At 62.2% G+C, this 19,691-nt stretch carries 18 protein-coding genes and 1 tRNA gene; 5 read left to right on the top strand and 14 right to left on the bottom strand.

The window, feature by feature from the left end; genetic code table 11:
* Window positions 1–181: 181 nt before the first annotated feature.
* Complete coding sequence (gene gatC, locus LMG28727_RS18160) at window positions 182–481, bottom strand: Asp-tRNA(Asn)/Glu-tRNA(Gln) amidotransferase subunit GatC (protein ID WP_074762686.1); 300 nt, start codon at window positions 479–481, stop codon at window positions 182–184.
* 379 nt (window positions 482–860) lie between these two features.
* On the opposite strand from gatC, the gene LMG28727_RS18155 reads away from it, so the two are divergent.
* From LMG28727_RS18155 to rodA, 5 genes are all read left to right on the top strand, one after another.
* The gene (locus LMG28727_RS18155) at window positions 861–1,904 is read left to right on the top strand and encodes a rod shape-determining protein (protein ID WP_004189550.1); all 1,044 of its coding nucleotides are present in this window, start codon (window positions 861–863) and stop codon (window positions 1,902–1,904) included.
* A 153-nt stretch (window positions 1,905–2,057) separates the two neighbouring features.
* Window positions 2,058–3,170 carry a rod shape-determining protein MreC gene (gene mreC, locus LMG28727_RS18150; protein WP_201643671.1) on the top strand — a complete coding sequence of 371 codons (1,113 nt, stop codon included), beginning with the start codon at window positions 2,058–2,060 and terminating at the stop codon, window positions 3,168–3,170.
* The gene (gene mreD, locus LMG28727_RS18145; RefSeq protein WP_201643670.1) at window positions 3,167–3,679 is read left to right on the top strand and encodes a rod shape-determining protein MreD; all 513 of its coding nucleotides are present in this window, start codon (window positions 3,167–3,169) and stop codon (window positions 3,677–3,679) included. Before mreC ends, mreD begins: the two co-directional genes overlap by 4 nt.
* Before the next feature lie 154 nt (window positions 3,680–3,833).
* The gene (mrdA, locus tag LMG28727_RS18140; RefSeq protein WP_201643669.1) at window positions 3,834–6,146 is read left to right on the top strand and encodes a penicillin-binding protein 2; all 2,313 of its coding nucleotides are present in this window, start codon (window positions 3,834–3,836) and stop codon (window positions 6,144–6,146) included.
* A gap of 10 nt (window positions 6,147–6,156) precedes the next feature.
* Window positions 6,157–7,305, top strand: a complete 1,149-nt coding sequence (gene rodA / locus LMG28727_RS18135; RefSeq protein ID WP_201643668.1) for a rod shape-determining protein RodA — start codon at window positions 6,157–6,159, stop codon at window positions 7,303–7,305.
* Between the two features lie 78 nt (window positions 7,306–7,383).
* Here the strand turns inward: rodA and LMG28727_RS18130 are convergent, their stop codons facing one another.
* The 13 genes from LMG28727_RS18130 to fmt all read right to left on the bottom strand — a co-directional run bounded on the left by LMG28727_RS18130 (window position 7,384) and on the right by fmt (window position 19,674).
* Window positions 7,384–8,097, bottom strand: a complete 714-nt coding sequence (locus LMG28727_RS18130) for a tetratricopeptide repeat protein (RefSeq protein ID WP_201643667.1) — start codon at window positions 8,095–8,097, stop codon at window positions 7,384–7,386.
* A complete protein-coding gene (locus LMG28727_RS18125) occupies window positions 8,094–8,876 on the bottom strand; it encodes an HpcH/HpaI aldolase family protein (protein ID WP_201643666.1) in 783 nt (260 codons plus the stop codon). The genes LMG28727_RS18130 and LMG28727_RS18125 overlap by 4 nt, the downstream gene beginning before the upstream one ends.
* 211 nt (window positions 8,877–9,087) lie before the next feature.
* Window positions 9,088–9,534, bottom strand: coding sequence for a 6-carboxytetrahydropterin synthase QueD (gene queD, locus LMG28727_RS18120; RefSeq protein WP_201643665.1), 447 nt, complete (start codon window positions 9,532–9,534; stop codon window positions 9,088–9,090).
* 6 nt (window positions 9,535–9,540) lie between these two features.
* Window positions 9,541–10,173: a 7-carboxy-7-deazaguanine synthase gene (gene queE, locus LMG28727_RS18115; protein WP_201643664.1), complete on the bottom strand. Its 633-nt coding sequence runs from the start codon at window positions 10,171–10,173 to the stop codon at window positions 9,541–9,543.
* Window positions 10,174–10,292: 119 nt separating this feature from the next.
* Complete coding sequence (queC, locus tag LMG28727_RS18110) at window positions 10,293–11,027, bottom strand: 7-cyano-7-deazaguanine synthase QueC (protein WP_201643663.1); 735 nt, start codon at window positions 11,025–11,027, stop codon at window positions 10,293–10,295.
* 392 nt (window positions 11,028–11,419) lie between these two features.
* Window positions 11,420–11,495: transfer RNA gene (locus LMG28727_RS18105), tRNA-Phe, on the bottom strand.
* A gap of 96 nt (window positions 11,496–11,591) precedes the next feature.
* Complete coding sequence (esaR, locus tag LMG28727_RS18100) at window positions 11,592–12,281, bottom strand: response regulator transcription factor EsaR (RefSeq protein ID WP_201643662.1); 690 nt, start codon at window positions 12,279–12,281, stop codon at window positions 11,592–11,594.
* Window positions 12,282–14,702, bottom strand: a complete 2,421-nt coding sequence (locus LMG28727_RS18095) for a sensor histidine kinase (protein WP_201643661.1) — start codon at window positions 14,700–14,702, stop codon at window positions 12,282–12,284. It lies immediately after the preceding gene.
* On the bottom strand, window positions 14,692–15,291 hold the full coding sequence (locus LMG28727_RS18090; RefSeq protein ID WP_201643660.1) for a DUF4390 domain-containing protein: 600 nt from the start codon (window positions 15,289–15,291) through the stop codon (window positions 14,692–14,694). Before LMG28727_RS18090 ends, LMG28727_RS18095 begins: the two co-directional genes overlap by 11 nt.
* On the bottom strand, window positions 15,288–16,727 hold the full coding sequence (gene rsmB / locus LMG28727_RS18085; protein ID WP_201643659.1) for a 16S rRNA (cytosine(967)-C(5))-methyltransferase RsmB: 1,440 nt from the start codon (window positions 16,725–16,727) through the stop codon (window positions 15,288–15,290). Before rsmB ends, LMG28727_RS18090 begins: the two co-directional genes overlap by 4 nt.
* Window positions 16,728–16,957: 230 nt before the next feature.
* Complete coding sequence (gene htpX / locus LMG28727_RS18080) at window positions 16,958–17,815, bottom strand: zinc metalloprotease HtpX (protein ID WP_074762672.1); 858 nt, start codon at window positions 17,813–17,815, stop codon at window positions 16,958–16,960.
* A gap of 105 nt (window positions 17,816–17,920) precedes the next feature.
* Entirely contained in the window at window positions 17,921–18,574 is a 654-nt protein-coding gene (locus tag LMG28727_RS18075) for a LysE family translocator (RefSeq protein ID WP_201643658.1), read from the bottom strand.
* 113 nt (window positions 18,575–18,687) lie between these two features.
* Window positions 18,688–19,674, bottom strand: a complete 987-nt coding sequence (gene fmt, locus LMG28727_RS18070) for a methionyl-tRNA formyltransferase (protein WP_201643657.1) — start codon at window positions 19,672–19,674, stop codon at window positions 18,688–18,690.
* Window positions 19,675–19,691: the final 17 nt, after the last annotated feature.

Below are 19,691 nucleotides of genomic sequence, written 5' to 3'. Positions count from 1 at the left end.
GACAGCGTGTTGACGCTGCCGTGGAGGCGTTCGGCTGCCCGCCGGCAAGCCGAGCCGAGGAAGCCGGAGACGACGGACATGCGAGCGTCCTTTACGGAGGGCATCACGTTTTCAGACGACGTTGCGTCGAAAGCATGGCACTGGTTCACTCGCGAGCCGCGCCGATCTCGATGCGCGGGTCTTACTCGATCACCTTCGGCACGAGGTACAGGCCGTCTTGTACGGCCGGCGCCGGGCGCTGGAAGGCTTCGCGTTCGACCGTTTCGGTCACGGCGTCGTTACGCAGACGCAGCGCGACGTCTTCGATCTGCTCGATCGGATGGGCAAGCGGGGCGATGCCAGTGGTATCGACCGCCTGCATCTGCTCGACGAGCCCGAAAAAATCGTTGAGCTGGGCACGCGTGTGTTCAGCGTCGGCGTCGGCCAGTTCGAGCCGTGCGAGATGCGCGATGCGTTTGACATCGGTCAGGGTCAGAGCCATGCAGTCACCGGAAATTGTGGTGGACCGCCGCAACACGAAAAAAACCGCGCTGCGACAGGAAGTTACGACGTAATGGAACAACTTGGAAAAAGGGGTCAGCGGGGGCAAAAAGTGCCATCCGTTTCCTTTAAATCATCCAAAATTATAAGGTATCATTACGCGTTCGACCCAAACCCGGACCGACTTACCAAGTCCTTTCTGAACAATTCCCAAAGATAGTTCGGAATTTTCCGACTTGGCTTTGCAACGGCCTCCGGTAGACTCCCCTGCAGTTTCAAGTGCCAGTGGCGCAGTGTCCGCCCGGTTGAAACTGTTAATTTTCCGCTGCCACCCTACGCATACGTTGCGAGGCCCGGCCCCCAGCGAGACAGGATTTTGAATGTTCGGTTTTCTTCGCAGCTACTTCTCCAACGATCTGGCGATTGACCTCGGCACCGCCAACACGCTCATCTACATGCGTGGCAAAGGCATCGTACTCGACGAGCCGTCAGTGGTTTCGATCCGCCAGGAAGGCGGTCCCAACGGCAAGAAAACTATCCAGGCAGTCGGTAAGGAAGCCAAGCAGATGCTTGGCAAGGTGCCGGGCAACATCGAGGCAATCCGCCCGATGAAAGACGGCGTGATCGCCGACTTCACCGTCACCGAACAGATGATCAAGCAGTTCATCAAGACGGCTCACGAATCGCGTATGTTCTCGCCGTCGCCGCGCATCATCATCTGCGTGCCGTGCGGTTCGACCCAGGTCGAACGCCGTGCCATCAAAGAAGCGGCCCACGGTGCAGGCGCTTCGCAGGTCTATCTGATTGAAGAACCGATGGCGGCTGCAATTGGCGCTGGTTTGCCGGTGTCGGAAGCAACTGGCTCGATGGTTGTGGACATTGGCGGCGGCACGACCGAAGTCGGCGTGATCTCGCTCGGCGGTATCGTGTACAAGGGCTCGGTGCGCGTCGGTGGCGACAAGTTCGACGAAGCTATCGTCAACTACATCCGCCGCAACTACGGCATGCTGATCGGCGAGCAAACCGCCGAAGCCATCAAGAAGGAAATCGGCTCCGCCTTCCCGGGTTCCGAAGTCAAGGAAATGGAAGTGAAGGGCCGCAATCTGTCGGAAGGTATTCCGCGCAGCTTCACGATCTCCAGCAACGAAATTCTTGAAGCCCTTACCGATCCGCTGAATCAGATCGTGTCGTCGGTCAAGATCGCGCTGGAACAAACGCCGCCGGAACTCGGCGCGGACATCGCCGAACGCGGCATGATGCTCACCGGCGGTGGCGCACTGCTGCGCGATCTCGACCGCCTGCTCGCCGAAGAAACCGGCCTGCCGGTGCTCGTCGCCGAAGACCCGCTGACCTGCGTCGTACGCGGTTCGGGCATGGCGCTCGAACGCATGGACAAGCTGGGTAGCATCTTCTCGTACGAGTAAGCGAGCTCGTCTCCATGTCAGTAGCGCGGATCTGGCAGACGGCCCCACGTGGGCCGGCCTGCCATTGGCTGGGCCAACCAGCCTCCGTGCACTGAACGCGCGTCCCTCGCGCGCCGCCGTCTCACCCCACTGCTCACGCCCCCGGCGCCGACCATGGAATACAGTCCGCCGCCCCTGTTCAAGCAAGGCCCATCCGCACTCGCCCGACTGATTTTTTTCGTCGTGCTGGCGGTGGCGCTGCTAGTCTCCGATGCACGTTTCCAAACGCTCGAAATCGTTCGCGGCGTGCTCGGCGCGGGTCTCTATCCGTTGCAACGTGCAGCTCTCGTGCCGCGCGACATCTTTATGGGCGCCGCCGATCTGGCTGTGACCAGCGCCACGCTGCGCAGCGAAAACGAAAAGCTGCATACCAAAGATCTACAGCTTTCGCAGCAGGCCAATACGGCCGCCGAGCTTGCCGCCGAAAACGCCCATTTGCGCGCGCTGCTGCAATTGTCGCAGCGCTCGACCACGGAATCGCTGCCCGCGGAAATCCAGTACGACACGCGCGATCCGTTCACGCAGAAGGTGGTGATCGGACGGGGTGCGCAGCAAGGCATCCAGAACGGATCGCCGGTCGTCAACGAAGACGGCGTAATCGGTCAGGTCACACGCGTATTCCCGCTGCAAGCCGAAGTGACGCTGCTGACGGACAAAGATCAAGCCGTGCCGGTGCAAATCGTGCGCACCGGTTTGCGCAGCGTGATTTACGGTACGCCGAAGGGCGATACGCTCGATCTGCGCTTCGTGCCGATCAGCGCAGACGTTCAAACCGGCGATGAGCTCGTCACGAGCGGACTCGACGGCGTGTATCCGCCAGGTCTGCCGGTCGCCAGGGTAGTGCGCGTCGACAAGCAGGCCGACACCGCGTTCGCGCGTGTGATCTGTCTGCCCATCGCGCCAGTGCGCGGCGCACGTGAGCTGCTGGTGCTGCATTACGTCAACAACGTGCCGCCCCGTCCCGCCGACGAACCCGACGCCGCCACGACCGCGAAAGACGCAAAAAAGAAGGGCAGCAAACCAGCGGACAGCAAAACCGCAGCGGCCGATAAATCCGCCGCGAAGCCCGGTGAAAAAGCACCAGGCGAAAAACCCGCGCCGGCCAAGCCCACCGAAAAGACTCCGGCCAAGCCGGCCGCCGCGGAGAAAAAAGCCGCCGCCGCCGAAAAGAAACCGGCTGCGCAGAAGAACCCGAAGCCGCAAGCCACGCCGGGGGCTAACCCATGAACCGTCCGCAATACATTCTGCAGCCGGTCAATCCGTACTTCATTTCGTTCAGCCTCGCCGCGGCGTTCCTGCTGAACCTGATGCCGTGGGGACGCCTCGTCGGCGTGCCGGATTTCGTGGCCGTCGTGCTGCTGTTCTGGAACGTGCATCAGCCGCGCAAAGTCGGCATGGGGATCGCGTTTTTCCTCGGTTTGCTGATGGATGTGCACAACGCCAGCCTGCTCGGCGAGCATGCGCTGGCGTATACGTTGTTGTCGTATGGCGCAATTACGATCCACCGTCGCGTATTGTGGATGTCGCTCGGCGTGCAGACCTTCGCGGTCATGCCGCTTCTAGTCGTCGCACAGTTAGTGCCGTTCGTGATCCGTCTGCTGACGGGTGCGGCGTTTCCAGGCTGGGGTTACCTGATCGACGGATTCGTCGAAGCCGCGCTGTGGCCGATCACCAGCGTGCTGTTGTTGATGCCGCAACGCCGCCCGGCCGATCCGGACGACACACGGCCAATTTGATCCCGCATCGGGCCCGCTGGCCGTTCCACTCGTTCGCTCGAATGGAACCCGCCTTGCCGGCCCGCCCGACGCGCTTCGCAGTTCATGCCTCCCGGTTCCGGCCGGATTGGGCGCACACTCATGATGGCCGTCGTCCGGCCTTTTGCAGAATCGCATGACCGAATTCAAGGACACCCAGCAACAGCTCTCGAAATTCCGCCTGCGCGTCGCGGCGGCGGGCCTGTTCGTGTTCGTCTGCTTCGGGCTGATCGGCTTCCGTTTCCTGTTCCTGCAGGTCTGGCACTACAGCAAATACTCGCTGCAGGCCGACGAAAACCGCATTTCCGTCGCGCCGATCGTGCCGAACCGCGGCATCATCACCGACCGTAACGGGGTGGTGCTGGCCAAGAACTATTCGGCCTACACGCTCGAAATCACGCCGTCGAAGCTGAATGACTCGCTCGAAAACGTGATCGACAATCTGGCCACGGTCGTGTCGATCGACGCGCGCGACCGCCGCCGTTTCAAGAAGCTGCAGGAAGATTCGAAGAACTTCGAAAGCCTGCCGATCCGCACCCGCCTGACCGACGACGAAGTCGCGCGCTTCACCGCGCAGCGCTTCCGTTTCCCCGGCGTCGAAGTGCGCGCGCGACTGTTCCGCCAATATCCGCTTGGGCCGACCGCGGCGCACGTGATCGGCTACATCGGGCGGATTTCGCAGCGCGATCAGGATCGTATCGACGACGCCAGCGACCAGAACGACAGCGACCCGGACCACTACGATCCGCGTCTGGACGCAAACAACTACAAGGGCACCGACTACATCGGCAAGATCGGCGTCGAGCAAAGTTACGAAACGGAACTGCACGGCCAGACCGGTTTCGAGGAAGTCGAAGTGACCGCTGGCGGCCGCCCGGTACGCACGTTGTCGCGCACGCAGGCAACCCCGGGCAACAACCTCGTGCTGTCGCTCGATATCGGCTTGCAGCAGGTTGCCGAGCAGGCCTTCGCGGGCCGTCGTGGCGCGCTGGTCGCGATCGAACCCTCGACTGGTGACGTGCTCGCGTTCGTGTCGGCGCCGAGCTTCGATCCGAATTCGTTCGTCGACGGCATCGATCAGCAGACCTGGGACGACCTCAATAACTCGCCCGACCATCCGCTGCTAAACCGTCCGCTGCACGGCACCTATCCGCCGGGTTCGACCTACAAGCCGTTCATGGCGCTCGCCGCGCTGACGCTGCATAAACGCACGCCGGGTTGGGGCTTCCAGGATCCGGGTTTCTATACGTTCGGCGGCCACACGTTCCGCAACGACGTACGCTCGGGCCAAGGCTGGGTCGATATGAACCGCGCGATCGTCGTGTCGAATGACACGTATTTCTACATGCTCGCGCACGATCTCGGCGTCAACAACATCGCCAACTTCATGAAGCCATGGGGCTTCGGCCAGATTACCGGCATCGACATTGCCGGCGAGGCGAAGGGCATCCTGCCGTCGACGGACTGGAAGCGCAAAGCCTACCGTCGTCCTGAACAGCAACGTTGGTATGAAGGCGAAACGATCAGCCTGGGTATTGGTCAGGGATACAACTCGTTCACGATTCTGCAGCTCGCGCACGCTGTGGCAACGCTTGCCAACAACGGCGTCGTGATGAAGCCGCACCTCGTGCGCGATATCGAAAATCCGATCACCAAAGACACCCGCGCAGTCGTGCGTGCGCCCAGCGACAAGATCGACGTCAGGCAGTCGGACATCGACATCATCAAGCGCGCGATGGAAGGCGTGGTGACGAACGGCACGGCGTCCAAACTGTTTATCGGCGCGCAGTACCAGGCGGCCGGCAAGACGGGGACGGCGCAGGTCTACTCGTTGCAAGGCGCGAACTACAAGGGTCACGCAATCGCCGAGCATTTGCGCGACCATGCGCTCTTTACTGCCTTCGCCCCTGTGGATAACCCGAAAATCGCCATCGCGCTGATCGTCGAAAACGGCGGCTGGGGCGCGGAATCGGCAGGCCCGATCGCGCGGAAGGTGCTCGACTACTACCTCGTCGACAAGCGCAAACCAGGCGCCGAGGCGGCGGCTGTTGCAGCAGCGGCATCGGCGACTCAGGATGCGTCCGCGCCTGAAGTCGGCGATGCGCCGGCACCGCAGGAAGCGCAGCCGGTCAAGGTTGCGGCAGGTTTCACCGCGTTGCCGATCCCTGGCGCGGCTTCAGCGGCAGCTGCGGCCTCCGCTGCTGCGGCTTCGTCGGCGAATGCGGCTTCGGCACCGTCGGCGGCATCCAGTGCGCTCGAGAGTGCTTCCGCACCGGTGGCTGCGTCCACCTCTGCCGCTGCAAAAAAATCCGCGTCGCGTCAATCCGGCGCACCGCATAAACCCCGTCCGGCTAGCGAGCCCGCGCCGACCGCGACCGCGCCGTCACGGGATGACGACGTTCAGACCGCGTCGCCACGCCAGCCGGTTTCCGGCGGCATCGACGAGTAAGGAGAAAGGCATGCAATTCGACAAGCGCGCCTGGATCGACCGCATCAAGAAGATGTTCGCGGGCTTCGACCGTCCGCTCGCACTGGTGGTGTTTCTGCTGCTGTGCGTTGGCATTGTCACGCTGTACAGCGCGAGTCTGGACGTGCCAGGCCGCGTGGAAGACCAGTTGCGCAATATCCTGCTGACGTTCGTGCTGATGTGGGCGCTCGCCAATGTTCCACCCACTACGCTGATGCGCTTCGCGGTCCCGCTTTATACGTTCGGGATCGCGTTATTAATCGCGGTCGCGGCATTTGGACTGACGCGAAAAGGCGCCAAGCGCTGGATCAATGTCGGCGTGGTGATCCAGCCGTCGGAAATCCTGAAGATCGCCACACCGCTGATGCTCGCCTGGTACTACCAGCGCCGCGAAGGCGTGATGCGTTGGTACGACTACCTGGTCGGCTTCGTGATCCTCATCGTGCCGGTCGCGTTGATCGCGAAGCAGCCCGATCTGGGCACCGCCGTGCTGGTGTTCGCGGCCGGCCTCTTCGTGATTTACTTCGCGGGTTTGAGTTTCAAGCTGATCGTGCCGGTGCTGGTTGCGTGCGTGATCGCCGTGGCCGCGATCGCGACGTTCCAGGACAAGATCTGCCAGCCCGAAGTGCAATGGCCGCTGATGCACGACTATCAGAAGCACCGGATCTGTACGCTGCTCGATCCGACTTCCGATCCGCTCGGCAAGGGCTTCCACACAATCCAGGCGGTGATCGCAATCGGCTCGGGTGGTCCGCTTGGCAAGGGCTGGTTGAAGGGCACGCAGGCGCATCTGGAGTTCATCCCGGAGAAGCACACTGACTTTATTTTCGCGGTGTTCTCCGAGGAGTTCGGTCTGGCCGGCGGGGTCGTGCTGCTCACGCTATACATGCTGCTGATCGCGCGCGGCCTGTACATCGCAGCCAATGGCGCGACGTTGTTCGGGCGATTATTGGCCGGATCGCTGACCATGGCGTTCTTCACCTACGCGTTCGTCAACATCGGCATGGTGAGCGGGATCTTGCCGGTGGTCGGTGTGCCGTTGCCGTTCATGAGTTACGGCGGCACTGCGCTCACTACGCTAGGCGTCGCCATCGGGTTGATCATGAGCGTCGCGCGCCAGAAGCGGTTGATGCAGAGTTAGCCCCGCGGCTCTCGAAAAATCGACGGATCATTCAATGCTCAAAGGGGCGCTCCATTTATCAGGAGCGCCCCTTTTTATTTACTGCGGCTTCACTTCCTTCTGATCCCGCAACTGCGCGCTGAGTTGTTGGTACTTCAACCGCGCCGCCGGATCGCCCTGCGCCGCCGCAGCCGCGTAATACGCGCGCGCCACGTTCAGATTCTTGTCCACCCCATCGCCGCCACGCTCGTAGAACGAGCCTGTCACGTATTGCGCGGTCATATCGCCGCCTTGCGCCGCCTTTTTGTACCAGACGAACGCCTGCTGGTTGTTGCGTTCGGTGCCGCGGCCGTCGAGGAACTGGTTAGCCAGCGCCAATTCCGCCTGCACATGTCCCTGCTCCGCGGCTTTCAGAAACCAACGGTGCGCCTCCGCCGGATCGCGACCGACGAACTCACCATCGTCATACATCTTGCCGTACACATATTGAGCGTGCGACATGTTGGCATCGGCGGCCTTGCGCAGCCACTTCTTGCCTTCCTCGACATTCGCGGCGGTGCCTTCGCCGTTGAGCAGCATCATCGCGTAATTGAATTCGGCGAGCCGGCTGCCGCGCTCCGCGGCCTGGCGGAACTCGGTCAGCGCCGCGCCCAGATTGCCGGCGTTGTAGTCGGCGACCGCGCTTTGCGTCTGCGGATCGTTCGATTTCGCGACCCGGTCCTGCGCATACACCGACACATTCACTGCTGCACCGGCCAGCAACGCTGTCACGACCGTCAGACGCACCGCGACGCCCTGCACCTTCCCCTTCATGACCTCACCTCCTGCAATGCCTGGCGGGTTGCGCGCAACATCCACATGACGTCGGCGGCCAGAGCAATAAAACGGAAACCGGCGTCGCGATGCTGCTTCGCACTCGCGACGTCCATCGCAAAAATGCCGGTGGCGATACCGGCCTTATCCGCAGCGCTGACAATGCGAGCCATCGCCGCCTGCACGTCGGCATGCTTCGAGTCGCCGAGATGGCCGAGGCTCGCAGCGAGATCGGCTGGCCCGACGAACAGGCAATCGACACCCGGCGTGGCCGCGATCTTCTCGACCTCCTGCAAGCCGCGCGCCGACTCGATCTGCACGATCGTCGCGATCTGCGCGTTGGCCGTCTGCACGTAGTCGCGCCGCATGCCGTAGCCCGATGCGCGCACCACGCCCGCGACGCCGCGCTGACCGTCGCGGGCGTCGGCGGTTGGGTATTGCGTGAGACGCACTGCCTGGGCGGCTTCGTCGGCGGATTCGATGTTGGGGAACATCAGCGTGCGCGCGCCGGCATCCAGCACGCGCTTGACCAGCCAGCCTTCGCTGGCGGGCACCCGCACCACGGGCTCGCTCGGCAGATGCGCGGCGGCGATCGCGCGCAATTGCGATGCAACGTCGACGCTATCGTTCGGCGCATGCTCCATGTCGATCAGCAGCCAGTCGAAACCGGCATGTGCGAGCGCTTCGGCCGCAGCGTCGCTACCGAGCGACAGCCACAGGCCGAACAGCGGATCTTTTTCCGTCAGACGTTGCTTGAGGGGATTGGTGAAGGTGCTCATCGGCGCGCTCCTTGATGAGTAGCGGGCGCGGCGCCTGATGAGATGCGGGAAAACTGGCTGACCTGACAGGCCAGGCAACGACGAGGGCGCTGATGGCCCGGCTGCCTGCTGCTATGCAATGCGGTGACCGGCATGTCTCGCTCCGTTGGTTATCGAAGCGATCATACCGTGACAATAACGCGGGGGTTGGGTCGTTGCGCCGACCCAGAATTCAATCGCGGACTACGTCGGCCCAGCAATTCGGCGTCTCGTACAGACGCAGTTTCTGCAAACGCATGTTCACGCCATAGTGCGCGTCGTACACGCTCGCGAGAATATTGAATGCGACAGCGGCAAGATTTTCCACCGTCGGAATGCGGTCCAGCACGACCGTTTTGTGACCGGCCATGGTCTCCAGAAAGCCACGCACCTGCGCGTCGCCTTCGTAGACAAGGAATGCGTGATCCCACTTGTCGACCAGATGCTCGTTGGCGAGCGACTTCACGTCGGCGAAGTCCATCACCATGCCGCGATCGGGCGCACCTTCGGTGTCGACCAGATCGCCTTGCAGCGTGATTTCGAGCACATAGCGATGGCCGTGCAGATTACGGCACTGGCTGCGGTGATCGGGGATGCGGTGGCCCGCGTCGAATTCGAGTTTTCGGGTAATCGTCAGCACGGCAAATCAGGGAATGTTCAGATACTTGTGGGTCTGCATCGACAGGCGCCATTGCGGATGGCGTTTGCACCAGTCGATCGCGAGCTTCGTATTGATGTCGCGCGACGGGCCGTCCATCGGCTGGACGAGGAAATACTCGAAGTCGAGCTTCGCATACTCGGACAAACGCTGGTTGTCCTGCGGAATCACGACCTTCAGTTCATTGCCTTTGGTGACCACGAGCGGCGCGTCGGCCTTCGGGCTCACGCAGATCCAGTCGATCGTGTCGAGCACTGGCAGCGAGCCGTTCGTTTCAATGGCGATTTCAAAGCCTGCGGCATGCAGCGCGTCGACCAGCGGCTGATCGATCTGAAGCATCGGCTCACCGCCTGTGCAAACGACGAACCGCTCGCCCTCGCCTTCCGGCCATTGCGACGCGATCATCGCGACCAGATCTTCAGCGGTGCGGTACTTGCCGCCGTTCTCACCGTCGGTGCCGACAAAGTCGGTATCGCAGAAGCGGCATACGGCCTCGGCACGATCTTCTTCGCGACCCGACCACAGATTGCAGCCGGCGAAGCGGCAGAATACGGCCGGACGCCCGGCATTCGCGCCCTCGCCCTGCAACGTGTAGAAGATTTCCTTGACCGCGTAAGTCATGCTGCTTTCTGCCTTGTGTTCCTGAAAATTTTTGCCTGTGCCGAAACGTCGTTGAAGCGTGTTGCGCCGCGTTGCACCGTCGTGCCGCCACGGTGCTGCGCGGTTCAGCCCGCCACCTGTCAGAGCGGCGACTCGGTCACCTTCTCACCCGCCAGGTACGCTTCATAACCGCGCTTGCGCAAACGGCACGCGGGACACTCGCCACAGCCGAAGCCCCATGAATGCAATTCCGCGCGTTCGCCGACGTAGCACGTATGCGTCTCGACGCGCACCAATTCAACCAGTTCGTCACCGCCCAGCTCGTGCGCGAGACGCCATGTATCGGCTTTGTCGAGCCACATGAGCGGCGTTTCGAGCAGGAAGCGTGTGTCCATGCCGAGATTCAGCGCGACTTGCAACGCCTTCATTGTGTCGTCGCGGCAATCGGGATAGCCCGAAAAATCCGTCTCGCACATTCCGCCGACCAGCACCTGCAAACCACGCCGGAAAGCGATGGCGGCCGCGATGGTCATGAACATCAGATTGCGGCCCGGCACGAACGTGTTCGGCAAACCATTGGCCGTTGCCTGGATCTCGATCTCACGTGTCATTGCCGTATCGCTGATCGAACCAAGCACCGACAGATCGATCATGTGATCTTCACCGAGGCGATCGGCCCACGCCGGAAATGCGCGTGTCACAGCCTGACGAAAACCTTCGCGACATTCGAGTTCGACGCGATGCCGCTGGCCATAATCGAAGCCGAGCGTTTCAACCGTCTCATAACGTTCGAGCGCCCAGGCGAGGCACGTGGCGGAATCCTGGCCGCCGGAAAACAGCACCAGAGCGCTACGTTTAGCGTCGTTGCGGATCACCGTGAAACTCCGTGAATGATGAAGTGCCACGTCGCGCTGCGCGAGGTGCGCCATGCAAGCAACGCGGCGCGACGCGTGCCGGCACTGCTGCCGGCCCAAAGCAGTATAGGCCGCGCCTTCCGCATGCAGAGTCGCTGGGCGCTTATACCGTTAATCGTCGGGCGAAGGGTTCGGGGCGGGTGGCGGCGCATGCTGCGCCGCGCTCAATCGCCGATCAGGCGGCACGCTCGCGTGCAAGTCCTTGAACTGGCGCGATTTTATCACGCGATGCCGAATACCGCCGAGCATGCCCCTGTCGCACCGGGCTCACAAGCCGAAGCAAGGCTTGCCCGTAATACCCGATCAGAAAAGGAAAAGCCCCAGGAATCTTGCGATTTCCTGGGGCTGAATCCTGGTGGCCTGGGTCGGAATCGAACCAACGACACGCGGATTTTCAATCCGCTGCTCTACCAACTGAGCTACCGGGCCAACGAAGAACGAAATCATAACAAGGGGTCGGCGGTCTGACAAGCCCTCTTCCCAAAAAAATCTTTCGACGAGGGTGTCGCACGCGACGTGCGAGCTTTACTCCCCCTTGTTCTTGCCGAGATCGACGCCGAGTTGCTTGAGCTTGCGGTACAGGTGAGTCCGCTCAAGCCCGGTCTTCTCCGCGACGCGCGTCATGCTGCCGTTCTCACGCGCGAGGTGATATTCGAAGTACGCACGCTCGAACGCGTCACGTGCATCGCGCAGCGGGATATCAAACGAGATCGATGCGGTTTGCGCAGCCAACGCGCCACTGCCCATGCCGTCGGTGGACAACATCGGCAACGCAGCCGCCGATGCCACCGCCGACGAACTCACCGGCATCACCGGCTTCGCTGTCGCACCACCCGGAGCCGTTGCCGCATTGCCGCGCGCGAGACCCTGCTCGACCGCCTTCAGCAGCTTCTGCAGCGCGATCGGCTTCTCGAGGAAATTGAGTGCGCCGATCTTGGTCGCTTCGACCGCCGTGTCGATTGTTGCGTGCCCGGACATCATGATCACCGGCATGGTCAATTGCCCCTGCGCGGCCCACTCCTTGAGCAAGGTCACGCCGTCGGTGTCGGGCATCCAGATGTCGAGCAGCACCAGGTCCGGTGCCTGACGCAAACGGAAGTCGCGCGCTTCCTGCGCATTTTCAGCGGCCTCCACGACATGCCCTTCGTCGCTCAGGATCTCCGAGAGCAATTCCCGGATGCCCATTTCATCATCTACCACCAGGATGGTTGCCATTTACGCTGCCCTTGTCTGCACTGTTGCTTTTGTCTTTCCCTGCGACGCACTGACGTGCGCCGGACGCGGCCCCGATGAACCAGGCGCCGCTGCATCGTCTGCCAGTTGAAGGAAGAGAATCGATATTTGCGCGCCTTCGATCACGTCGCCGGCCTTCAGGCGATTGCGAACGTCGATGCGCGCGCCATGCTCGTCGACGATTTTCTTGACCATCGCAAGTCCCAGGCCCGTACCTTTGGCCTTGGTCGTCACGTAAGGTTCGAACGCGCGCGTGAGGATGCGCGCGGGGAACCCTGGTCCGTTATCCGACACTGTCAGACGCACCGCGACGCGGACTTTGCCTTCGGCGTCGGGGTCACCGTATTCTACTGTCCTGGTCTCGAGCAATACACGCGGATGCCCGACCTCGGCCACTGCATCCTGCGCATTTTGCAGCAGGTTGTGAATCACCTGACGCAATTGCGTCGCGTCGCCACGAATGGCCGGCAATGCTGCAAGCTCCACCTGAATCGCGCCCTTGCCTTCTTCGATACCGTACAACGTGAGCACTTCGCTGACCAGGTCGTTCAGTTGCAGATGCGCGAGAACAGCCGGAGGCGTGCGCGCGTAATCACGGAAATTGTCGACCATCTGCTTCATCGCGGCGACCTGGTTCACGATCGTGGTCGCGCCACGCTTCAAGAAGTCGGCGTCGGTGGGCGAGAGCTTGTCGGCGAGTTTCATCTGCAAGCGTTCAGCGGAGAGCTGGATCGGCGTGAGCGGATTCTTGATCTCGTGCGCGAGCCGCCGCGCGACTTCGCCCCATGCAATTGAACGCTGCGCGGAGATCACGTCGGAGATATCGTCGAACACCACGACATAGCCCGAGGTCTGCATGTCTTCCGCATCGCGGTCGGTGGCGGACACGAGGCGCGCGCCGCGCACGAGCAACGTAAGCGGTTCAGTTTCTCCCGGCACCCCGATCGAGAACTGCTGTTGCCAATGGCCACGATCGTCGTGACCGTCGCCACTCGCCGCTTCACGATCGGCAAACGCTTTACGCACCATGCCGCCGAATTCGCTCAACACGCCAATCTGATCGAGCGACGAACCCAGCACCGTCTGAAACGGCTGACGGAAAATCCGCTCGGCGCCGCGGTTCGCGGTGGTGAGCCTGAACTGCCGGTCGAACACGAACACGCCCGCGGTCAGATTCGCGAGAATACTTTCGAGGTAGGCCTTCGAGTGCTCGAGCGCGATGCGATTGTTCTCGACCGCCGCACGCGCTTCGGACAACTGCCGCGTCATTGCGTTGAACGACTGCGTGAGAAAGCCCAGTTCGTCGCGCGATTTGATCTCGCGTTTCGGCGTGTAGTCGCCCTCGGTAATTTCCTTGGTGCCCTGTGCAAGCAGGAACAACGGCCGGGCAAGCTGATTGCCGAGCGCGAGCGCCAGCATCATCGCGATGAAGGTGGCCAGGAACAGCGCGAGCGTCAACGTGCCGATGTACATCTTGCGCAGACCCGTGCGGCCCAGCGCCTTCTCCTGATACTCGCGATACGCGCGCTGAACCGCGTCGGCATTGCGCGCGAGCGACGGCGACACCGGCTGCGTGAGTTGCAGGAAGCGTTCGGCGGGCTGCAATAGCGAGGCGTTCGAGTCGGGAATGCGCTGCACGATCCGCAAACGCAACGCGCCCTTGCCGCCGTGCGCGTTGGGATCGCCGTCCACTTCTCCTTCAATCGCCGCATAGCCGCGACCGCGCGCCTGATCGATCATCATCGGCGTGGGCAGGTCGTTCGGGATGAGCGTCGCGTAATTGCCCGAGGCCTGCGCGACCACGTGCATGTCCGGCGTCGCGCCCGACATGCTGCGGGTGGGCTCGACGATGGTCGCGTCCTGCACGCCAAACTGATCGCGCAAGCGCAATAGCGTGAGCGTGGTGCCCGCAGCGTCCGCGCTCGCGAGCTGTTCCGACATCAGCCGGCCTTTGGTTTGCAAATCGGACAGCGACGCGTCGAGCATACCGCGACCGAGATTCAGGCCCGACGTCAGCGCGGTTTCGACGTTCACGTCGAACCACGATTCGATACTGCGCGACACGAACTGATACGAGACGATATAGATGATGCCGCCCGGCACCACGCCGACCAGTGCCATGAAGAACGCAAGCTTCGCCAGGAGTCGTGTGCCGAACTTGCCCTTGCGCAATCGCGCAATGATGATGACGACAAGCGTCACTACGACCAGCAGGAAGATCATCGCGACCGCGACGTTGGCTGCATAGAGCCACTGGTAATAGCGGTCGAAAAATTCGGTATTGGCGCTGGCGGCAGCGAGCAGCACGAGCAGCAACACCGCCGTGACCGCGACCGTCGACACCAGCACCCGCACAACGAGGCTGCTGACGCTGGTAGTGGATGAGCGCACTTTATTTAGCACGTTCGGTCGCCGTGAAGGTGAAGCGCTTCCATTCGGAAGCGAGGTTCCAGTCGCGATTGTTCACCGCGTCGATCTGGAACGGCTTGGGCATCAGCGCGATGTCGAGTTGCATGCGCACCGACGCGGTGTAGGTCTCGCCGGGCTGCACCTGATTGCGGTCGATCACATGCCATGACGTCACATGCTTGATCACCGCGAGTGCGTCTTTGAGTGTGCTGAAGCCAAGCTGCAAACCGCCTGACGACACACTCGACACGCGATACTCTCGCGTCAACGGCTGGAACGACAGGCGAATGCTTTGCGACACGCTCACCGGTTGCTCGTCGAACCAGTACCAGCGCGGCCGGCTCAGTTCGAAGTCGGTCGTGAAGTAAAGCGGAATGCCTTTGTTGACCGCGTCTTCGAGATTGCTGTTCAGGTCGAAGTCGAAACGCGCGTCGAGACTCCAGCCGGTGCTGTCAGCCTGCAACGACGCCCGCTGCACCGCGATCGAGTCGGCATGCGCCGCGCCCGGTGCTGCTAGCCATACGGCCAGCGCAATCCAGAGAACGGCAGCGAGCCGAAGCGGGAAGAAGCGTTTGATGGTCACCGTTTCTGAAAGCGCGCGTAGAAAAATCCGTCGTGGTCTGAGTTCGCACCGGTGCTGGCTTCAGCGGATGGTCCGGCGTCGGAACCGGCCGAGGTATCGGCGGGCGCGCGAGCGACTGATGGCAACAGTTGCCCCGGCGCGTCCAATCGTACCGCATCCTGATACTTGTTTCCAAACCACTGCGCCTGCAACTCGCCTTCTTCAGGGAAGATCGAACAGGTAACGTAGAGCAACTCGCCGCCTGGTTTCACGAGCGGCCAGAGTGCTTCGAGGATGCGGCGCTGTTCGGCCACCAGCGCGGGAATGTCGGACGCGCGACGCAGCCAGCGGATATCCGGATGACGCCGCACGATGCCCGACGCCGAGCACGGCACGTCGGCGAGAATGCGGTCGAACGGCTGGTCGATGTCGTCGTGCCATTTCGACGGCGCGCCCGCGTCGCCGATCCGCACTTCCGCTTCGAGCCTGAGCCGCTGCAAATTTTCACCGATACGTCGCGCACGCGATGCATCGCTTTCGAGCGCTACGAGTTGAAGCTTCGCCAGTTCGAGCAGATGGCCAGTCTTGCCGCCAGGCGCTGCGCACGCATCGAGCACGCGCATGCCATCTCGCGCGCCCAGCAGAGGCGCGGCGAGTTGCGCACCGGCGTCCTGAACCGAGACCACGCCGTCGCTGAAGCCGGGGATGCGGTCCACCGACATCGGCGTGTCGAGTTTGACGGCGTACTCGCCGGCACGGCTAGCGGCAATGTGATGGCTCTGCAGTACTTGCAGGTACGCATCGACAGTCGAGTGACGGGCGTTGACCCGCAACGTGAGCGGGCCTTGCTTGTTGCCAGCCGCGAGCACTGCTTGCCACGCATCGGGCCACGCTTTTTTTACGGCGTCGATCCACCATGCCGGGTAGTTCCAGCGCGCAACTTCGTCGGCCTGCGCCGCTTGCAGCAAAGTCTCACGCTCGCGCAGGAAGTTGCGCAGTACGGCGTTGACGAGACCTTTGGCGAACGAGAACTCGCGGCGTGCAGCGATCGCGCTGACCGCCTGATCGACCACGGTGAACGGCGAATAGGCGGCGGTCGCTTCGTCGTCGATCAGCAGCGCAAACGAGCAGGCGAGCACATGACCCACATGCGGCGGCGGCGCCTTCTTCACCAGCTTTGCAATCAGCCACTCAGCGGTTGCGAGACGACGCATCGTGCGATACGCAATGTCTTGCACCGCGCCGCGCGCGGCAGCCGCATTGCCTTCAGGCGCGGACACGAAGACGGCTTGCAGCGCGGCCGGCAACGCTGCGCCGAGACGAACTGCGCCGATGGCCTGGGCCGCGCCGTCGAGCGCAAAACCCAGTGATTCGGGCGCGAGATGCAACACCGACAAACGGGATTCACGCGGACGCGCCGATGGAGAAGCTGAACGCGGAGAAGGCTTTGGTGTCATGAAAGAAACAAGGGCAGGCCGCGCGGTACGCGCAGCGCAATCAGCACACATTGTAGCGTGGCGCAGTGTGGGCGCCGTCGCTAGTGACTGCGGCAGCGGGTCTACTCGCATGCAGTCCCATTCGCCTAAAAAAAAGCGAGCCTGCTGGAGGCTCGCCTTTTCGTTGCTTCACGCCAACGCTGTGTGAGAGCGTCGTGAACTGCCGGTGAAGCTTTTTGAAGTGCCGGCGTTTAGTCGAAGCGCCCCGTGCGCGCCATTTCCATCAAACGCGCGACGCGTTCTTCAGTGGCCGGGTGCGTCGAAAACAGATTTGCGATACCGCCACCCGATAGCGGATTCATGATCATCATCTGCGCGGTGGCTGGATGCTGCTCGGCCACAGGGAACGGAATACCGCTCGCATAGCGATGGATCTTGTCGAGCGCCGAAGCGAGCGCTTGCGGGTCGCCGGAAATCTGCGCGCCGCCGCGGTCCGCTTCGAACTCTCGCGCACGCGAAATCGCCATCTGGATCAGCGCGCCGGCGATCGGCGCCAACAACGCGACGGCGATACTGGCAATCGGATTTGACGGACGACCGTTTTCATCACGGCTACCGAAGAACATCGCAAAGTTCGCCAGCGCGGAAATCGCTCCGGCCATGGTCGCCGACACGGTGGAGATCAGAATGTCGCGGTGCTTCACGTGCGCCAGTTCGTGCGCCATCACGCCGCGCATTTCACGCTCGGACAACACCCGCAGAATACCGGTGGTGGCAGCAACCGCTGCATGCTCCGGATTACGCCCCGTGGCAAACGCGTTCGGCGCGTCTTCGTTGATCAGGTAGACGCGCGGCATGGGCAGATTCGCGCGCGTGGCCAGTTCGCGCACCATGCGATAGAACTGCGGCGCGCTGTTTTCGTCGACTTCCTGCGCGTTGTACATGCGCAGAACCATCTTGTCCGAAAACCAGTACGAGAAGAAATTCATTCCGAGGGCGATCACGAGCGCGATCATCATGCCGCGCGACCCGCCTATCATCCCGCCAATCACGATGAAAAGGGCCGTGATCGCGGCCATCAACATCGCGGTTTTGACCCAATTAAACATGTTTGCTACTCCTTGCCCTAAGTACGGGCTTCATATCTGCGCCGCGTGATCGCGGCGCCCGATTGTAAGCGAACTGTTAGATATGGTCGGATGCAGAAAATTCAATTATCTTGAGGCGGTGGCGAGCTTGATGCCCAGTCCGACGAACGCGCTGCCTACACCGCGATCCAGCCATTTCTTCATCGACGGCTTGCCGGAGAAACGCTGCGTCACGCTTCCTGCGATCCACGCGACAAAGCTGTTCCAGATCATGCTCATCAGCACGAACACCGCGCCGAGGGTGAGGAACGCGAAGGTTTTATGATCGCTGCCGGTCGTGACGAATTGCGGAAAGAACGACACGAAGAACAGCACGACCTTCGGGTTCAGCACATTGGTCCAGAAACCTTGCAGGAACAACTGCCTGAGCGACTTGGGTGCGCCGGCTGCGCGCGCTTCGCCGGCTGCTGCCGTGTTTGCGTCGTCTGCTGAAGACTTGGCGAAAATCAGCCGCACGCCGAGATACATCAGATAAATCGCGCCGATGAATTTGATGACGGTGAACGCCGTGGTCGACGCGGCCAGCAGCGCAGTCAGGCCGAACGCACAGGCCAGCGAATGCACACAGCAACCTGCCGAGATGCCCAGTGCCGACATCAGGCCTGCGCCGCGCCCCTGGGCGACGCTGCGCCCCACGATATAAGCCGTGTCGGGGCCGGGCGTCACGTTCAAAAGAAACACCGCGACGATGAAAAACTCGAAATGGGTAATGCCGAACATTGGAATCCTCAAAACATAAGCTGTTGCATGAAGGATTCTAACGCGCGGCAAGCCTCGAGGCGGGTGCAGTGACCATCGTCCGATCGGACGATGGTCAGACAGGGGCAACTCGGTTAATTTACTTCGGGAAGCCGGAAACGCTGTCCGTTGGCCAACGTGGAGCCGGCGAGGAATTCGCGCACCGGCAGGCGCTTGCCGCCGGGTTTCTGCAATTGCGTGAGACGCAGCGCGCCTTCGCCACAGTTGACTACGACGCCTTCGGCAGAGACTTCGGCGATCGTGCCTGGAGTGCCGTTGCCATGGGCCGTTGAAGGTACTGCCGCCCAGATCTTGACCGAACTGCCGTCCTCAAGCGTGGCCACGCCGCCGGGGAATGGGTCGAACGCGCGAACCTGGCGCGCGAGAACCTCGGCGGGTTTGCGCCAGTCGAGCGCAGCTTCGTGTTTGCCGATCTTTTCCGCGTACGTCACGCCGTCGGCCGGCTGCGGAGTCGAAGCCAGCTTGCCGCTGCGTTCGAGTTCGAGCAGCGCTTCGACGATCAGTTTCGCGCCGTCTTGCGCGAGCCGGTCGTGCAGGGTCGCGGTGGTGTCGTCGGCGGAAATGGGGGTGCGCGCTTCAGAGATCATCGCGCCGGTGTCGAGGCCGACGTCCATCTGCATCAGCGTGATGCCGGTTTCGGCGTCACCCGCTTCGATCGCACGATGAATCGGCGCGGCGCCGCGCCAGCGCGGCAACAAAGAAGCGTGAATGTTGATGCAGCCGAGCGGCGGAATATCGAGCACTTCCTGCGGCAGGATCAGGCCGTAAGCCGCCACTACCATCACGTCGTGCGGCGTGGCGCGCAGCTGGTCGATAGCAGCCGTGGCTTCCTCCGGATATTTGCCAGCGCGACGCAGCGAAGTCGGCTGCGCAACCGCGAGACCGTGCTCCTGCGCGTAACGCTTGACCGGGCTCGCCTGCAATTTCATGCCGCGCCCGGCAGGCCGGTCGGGCTGGGTCAGCACGAGCGGCACCGGAAAACCGGCACTGTGAATCGCGGCCAGCGCGGCCGCGGCGAACTCCGGCGTGCCGGCAAAAATAACGCGCAACGAATGGCTCATGAACGGGAACAGTAGAC

This window comes from Paraburkholderia metrosideri, assembly GCF_904848625.1.
In the GTDB taxonomy this organism is placed as follows: Bacteria; Pseudomonadota; Gammaproteobacteria; order Burkholderiales; family Burkholderiaceae; genus Paraburkholderia; species Paraburkholderia metrosideri.
This window is presented reverse-complemented; position numbering and strand designations above follow the sequence as displayed.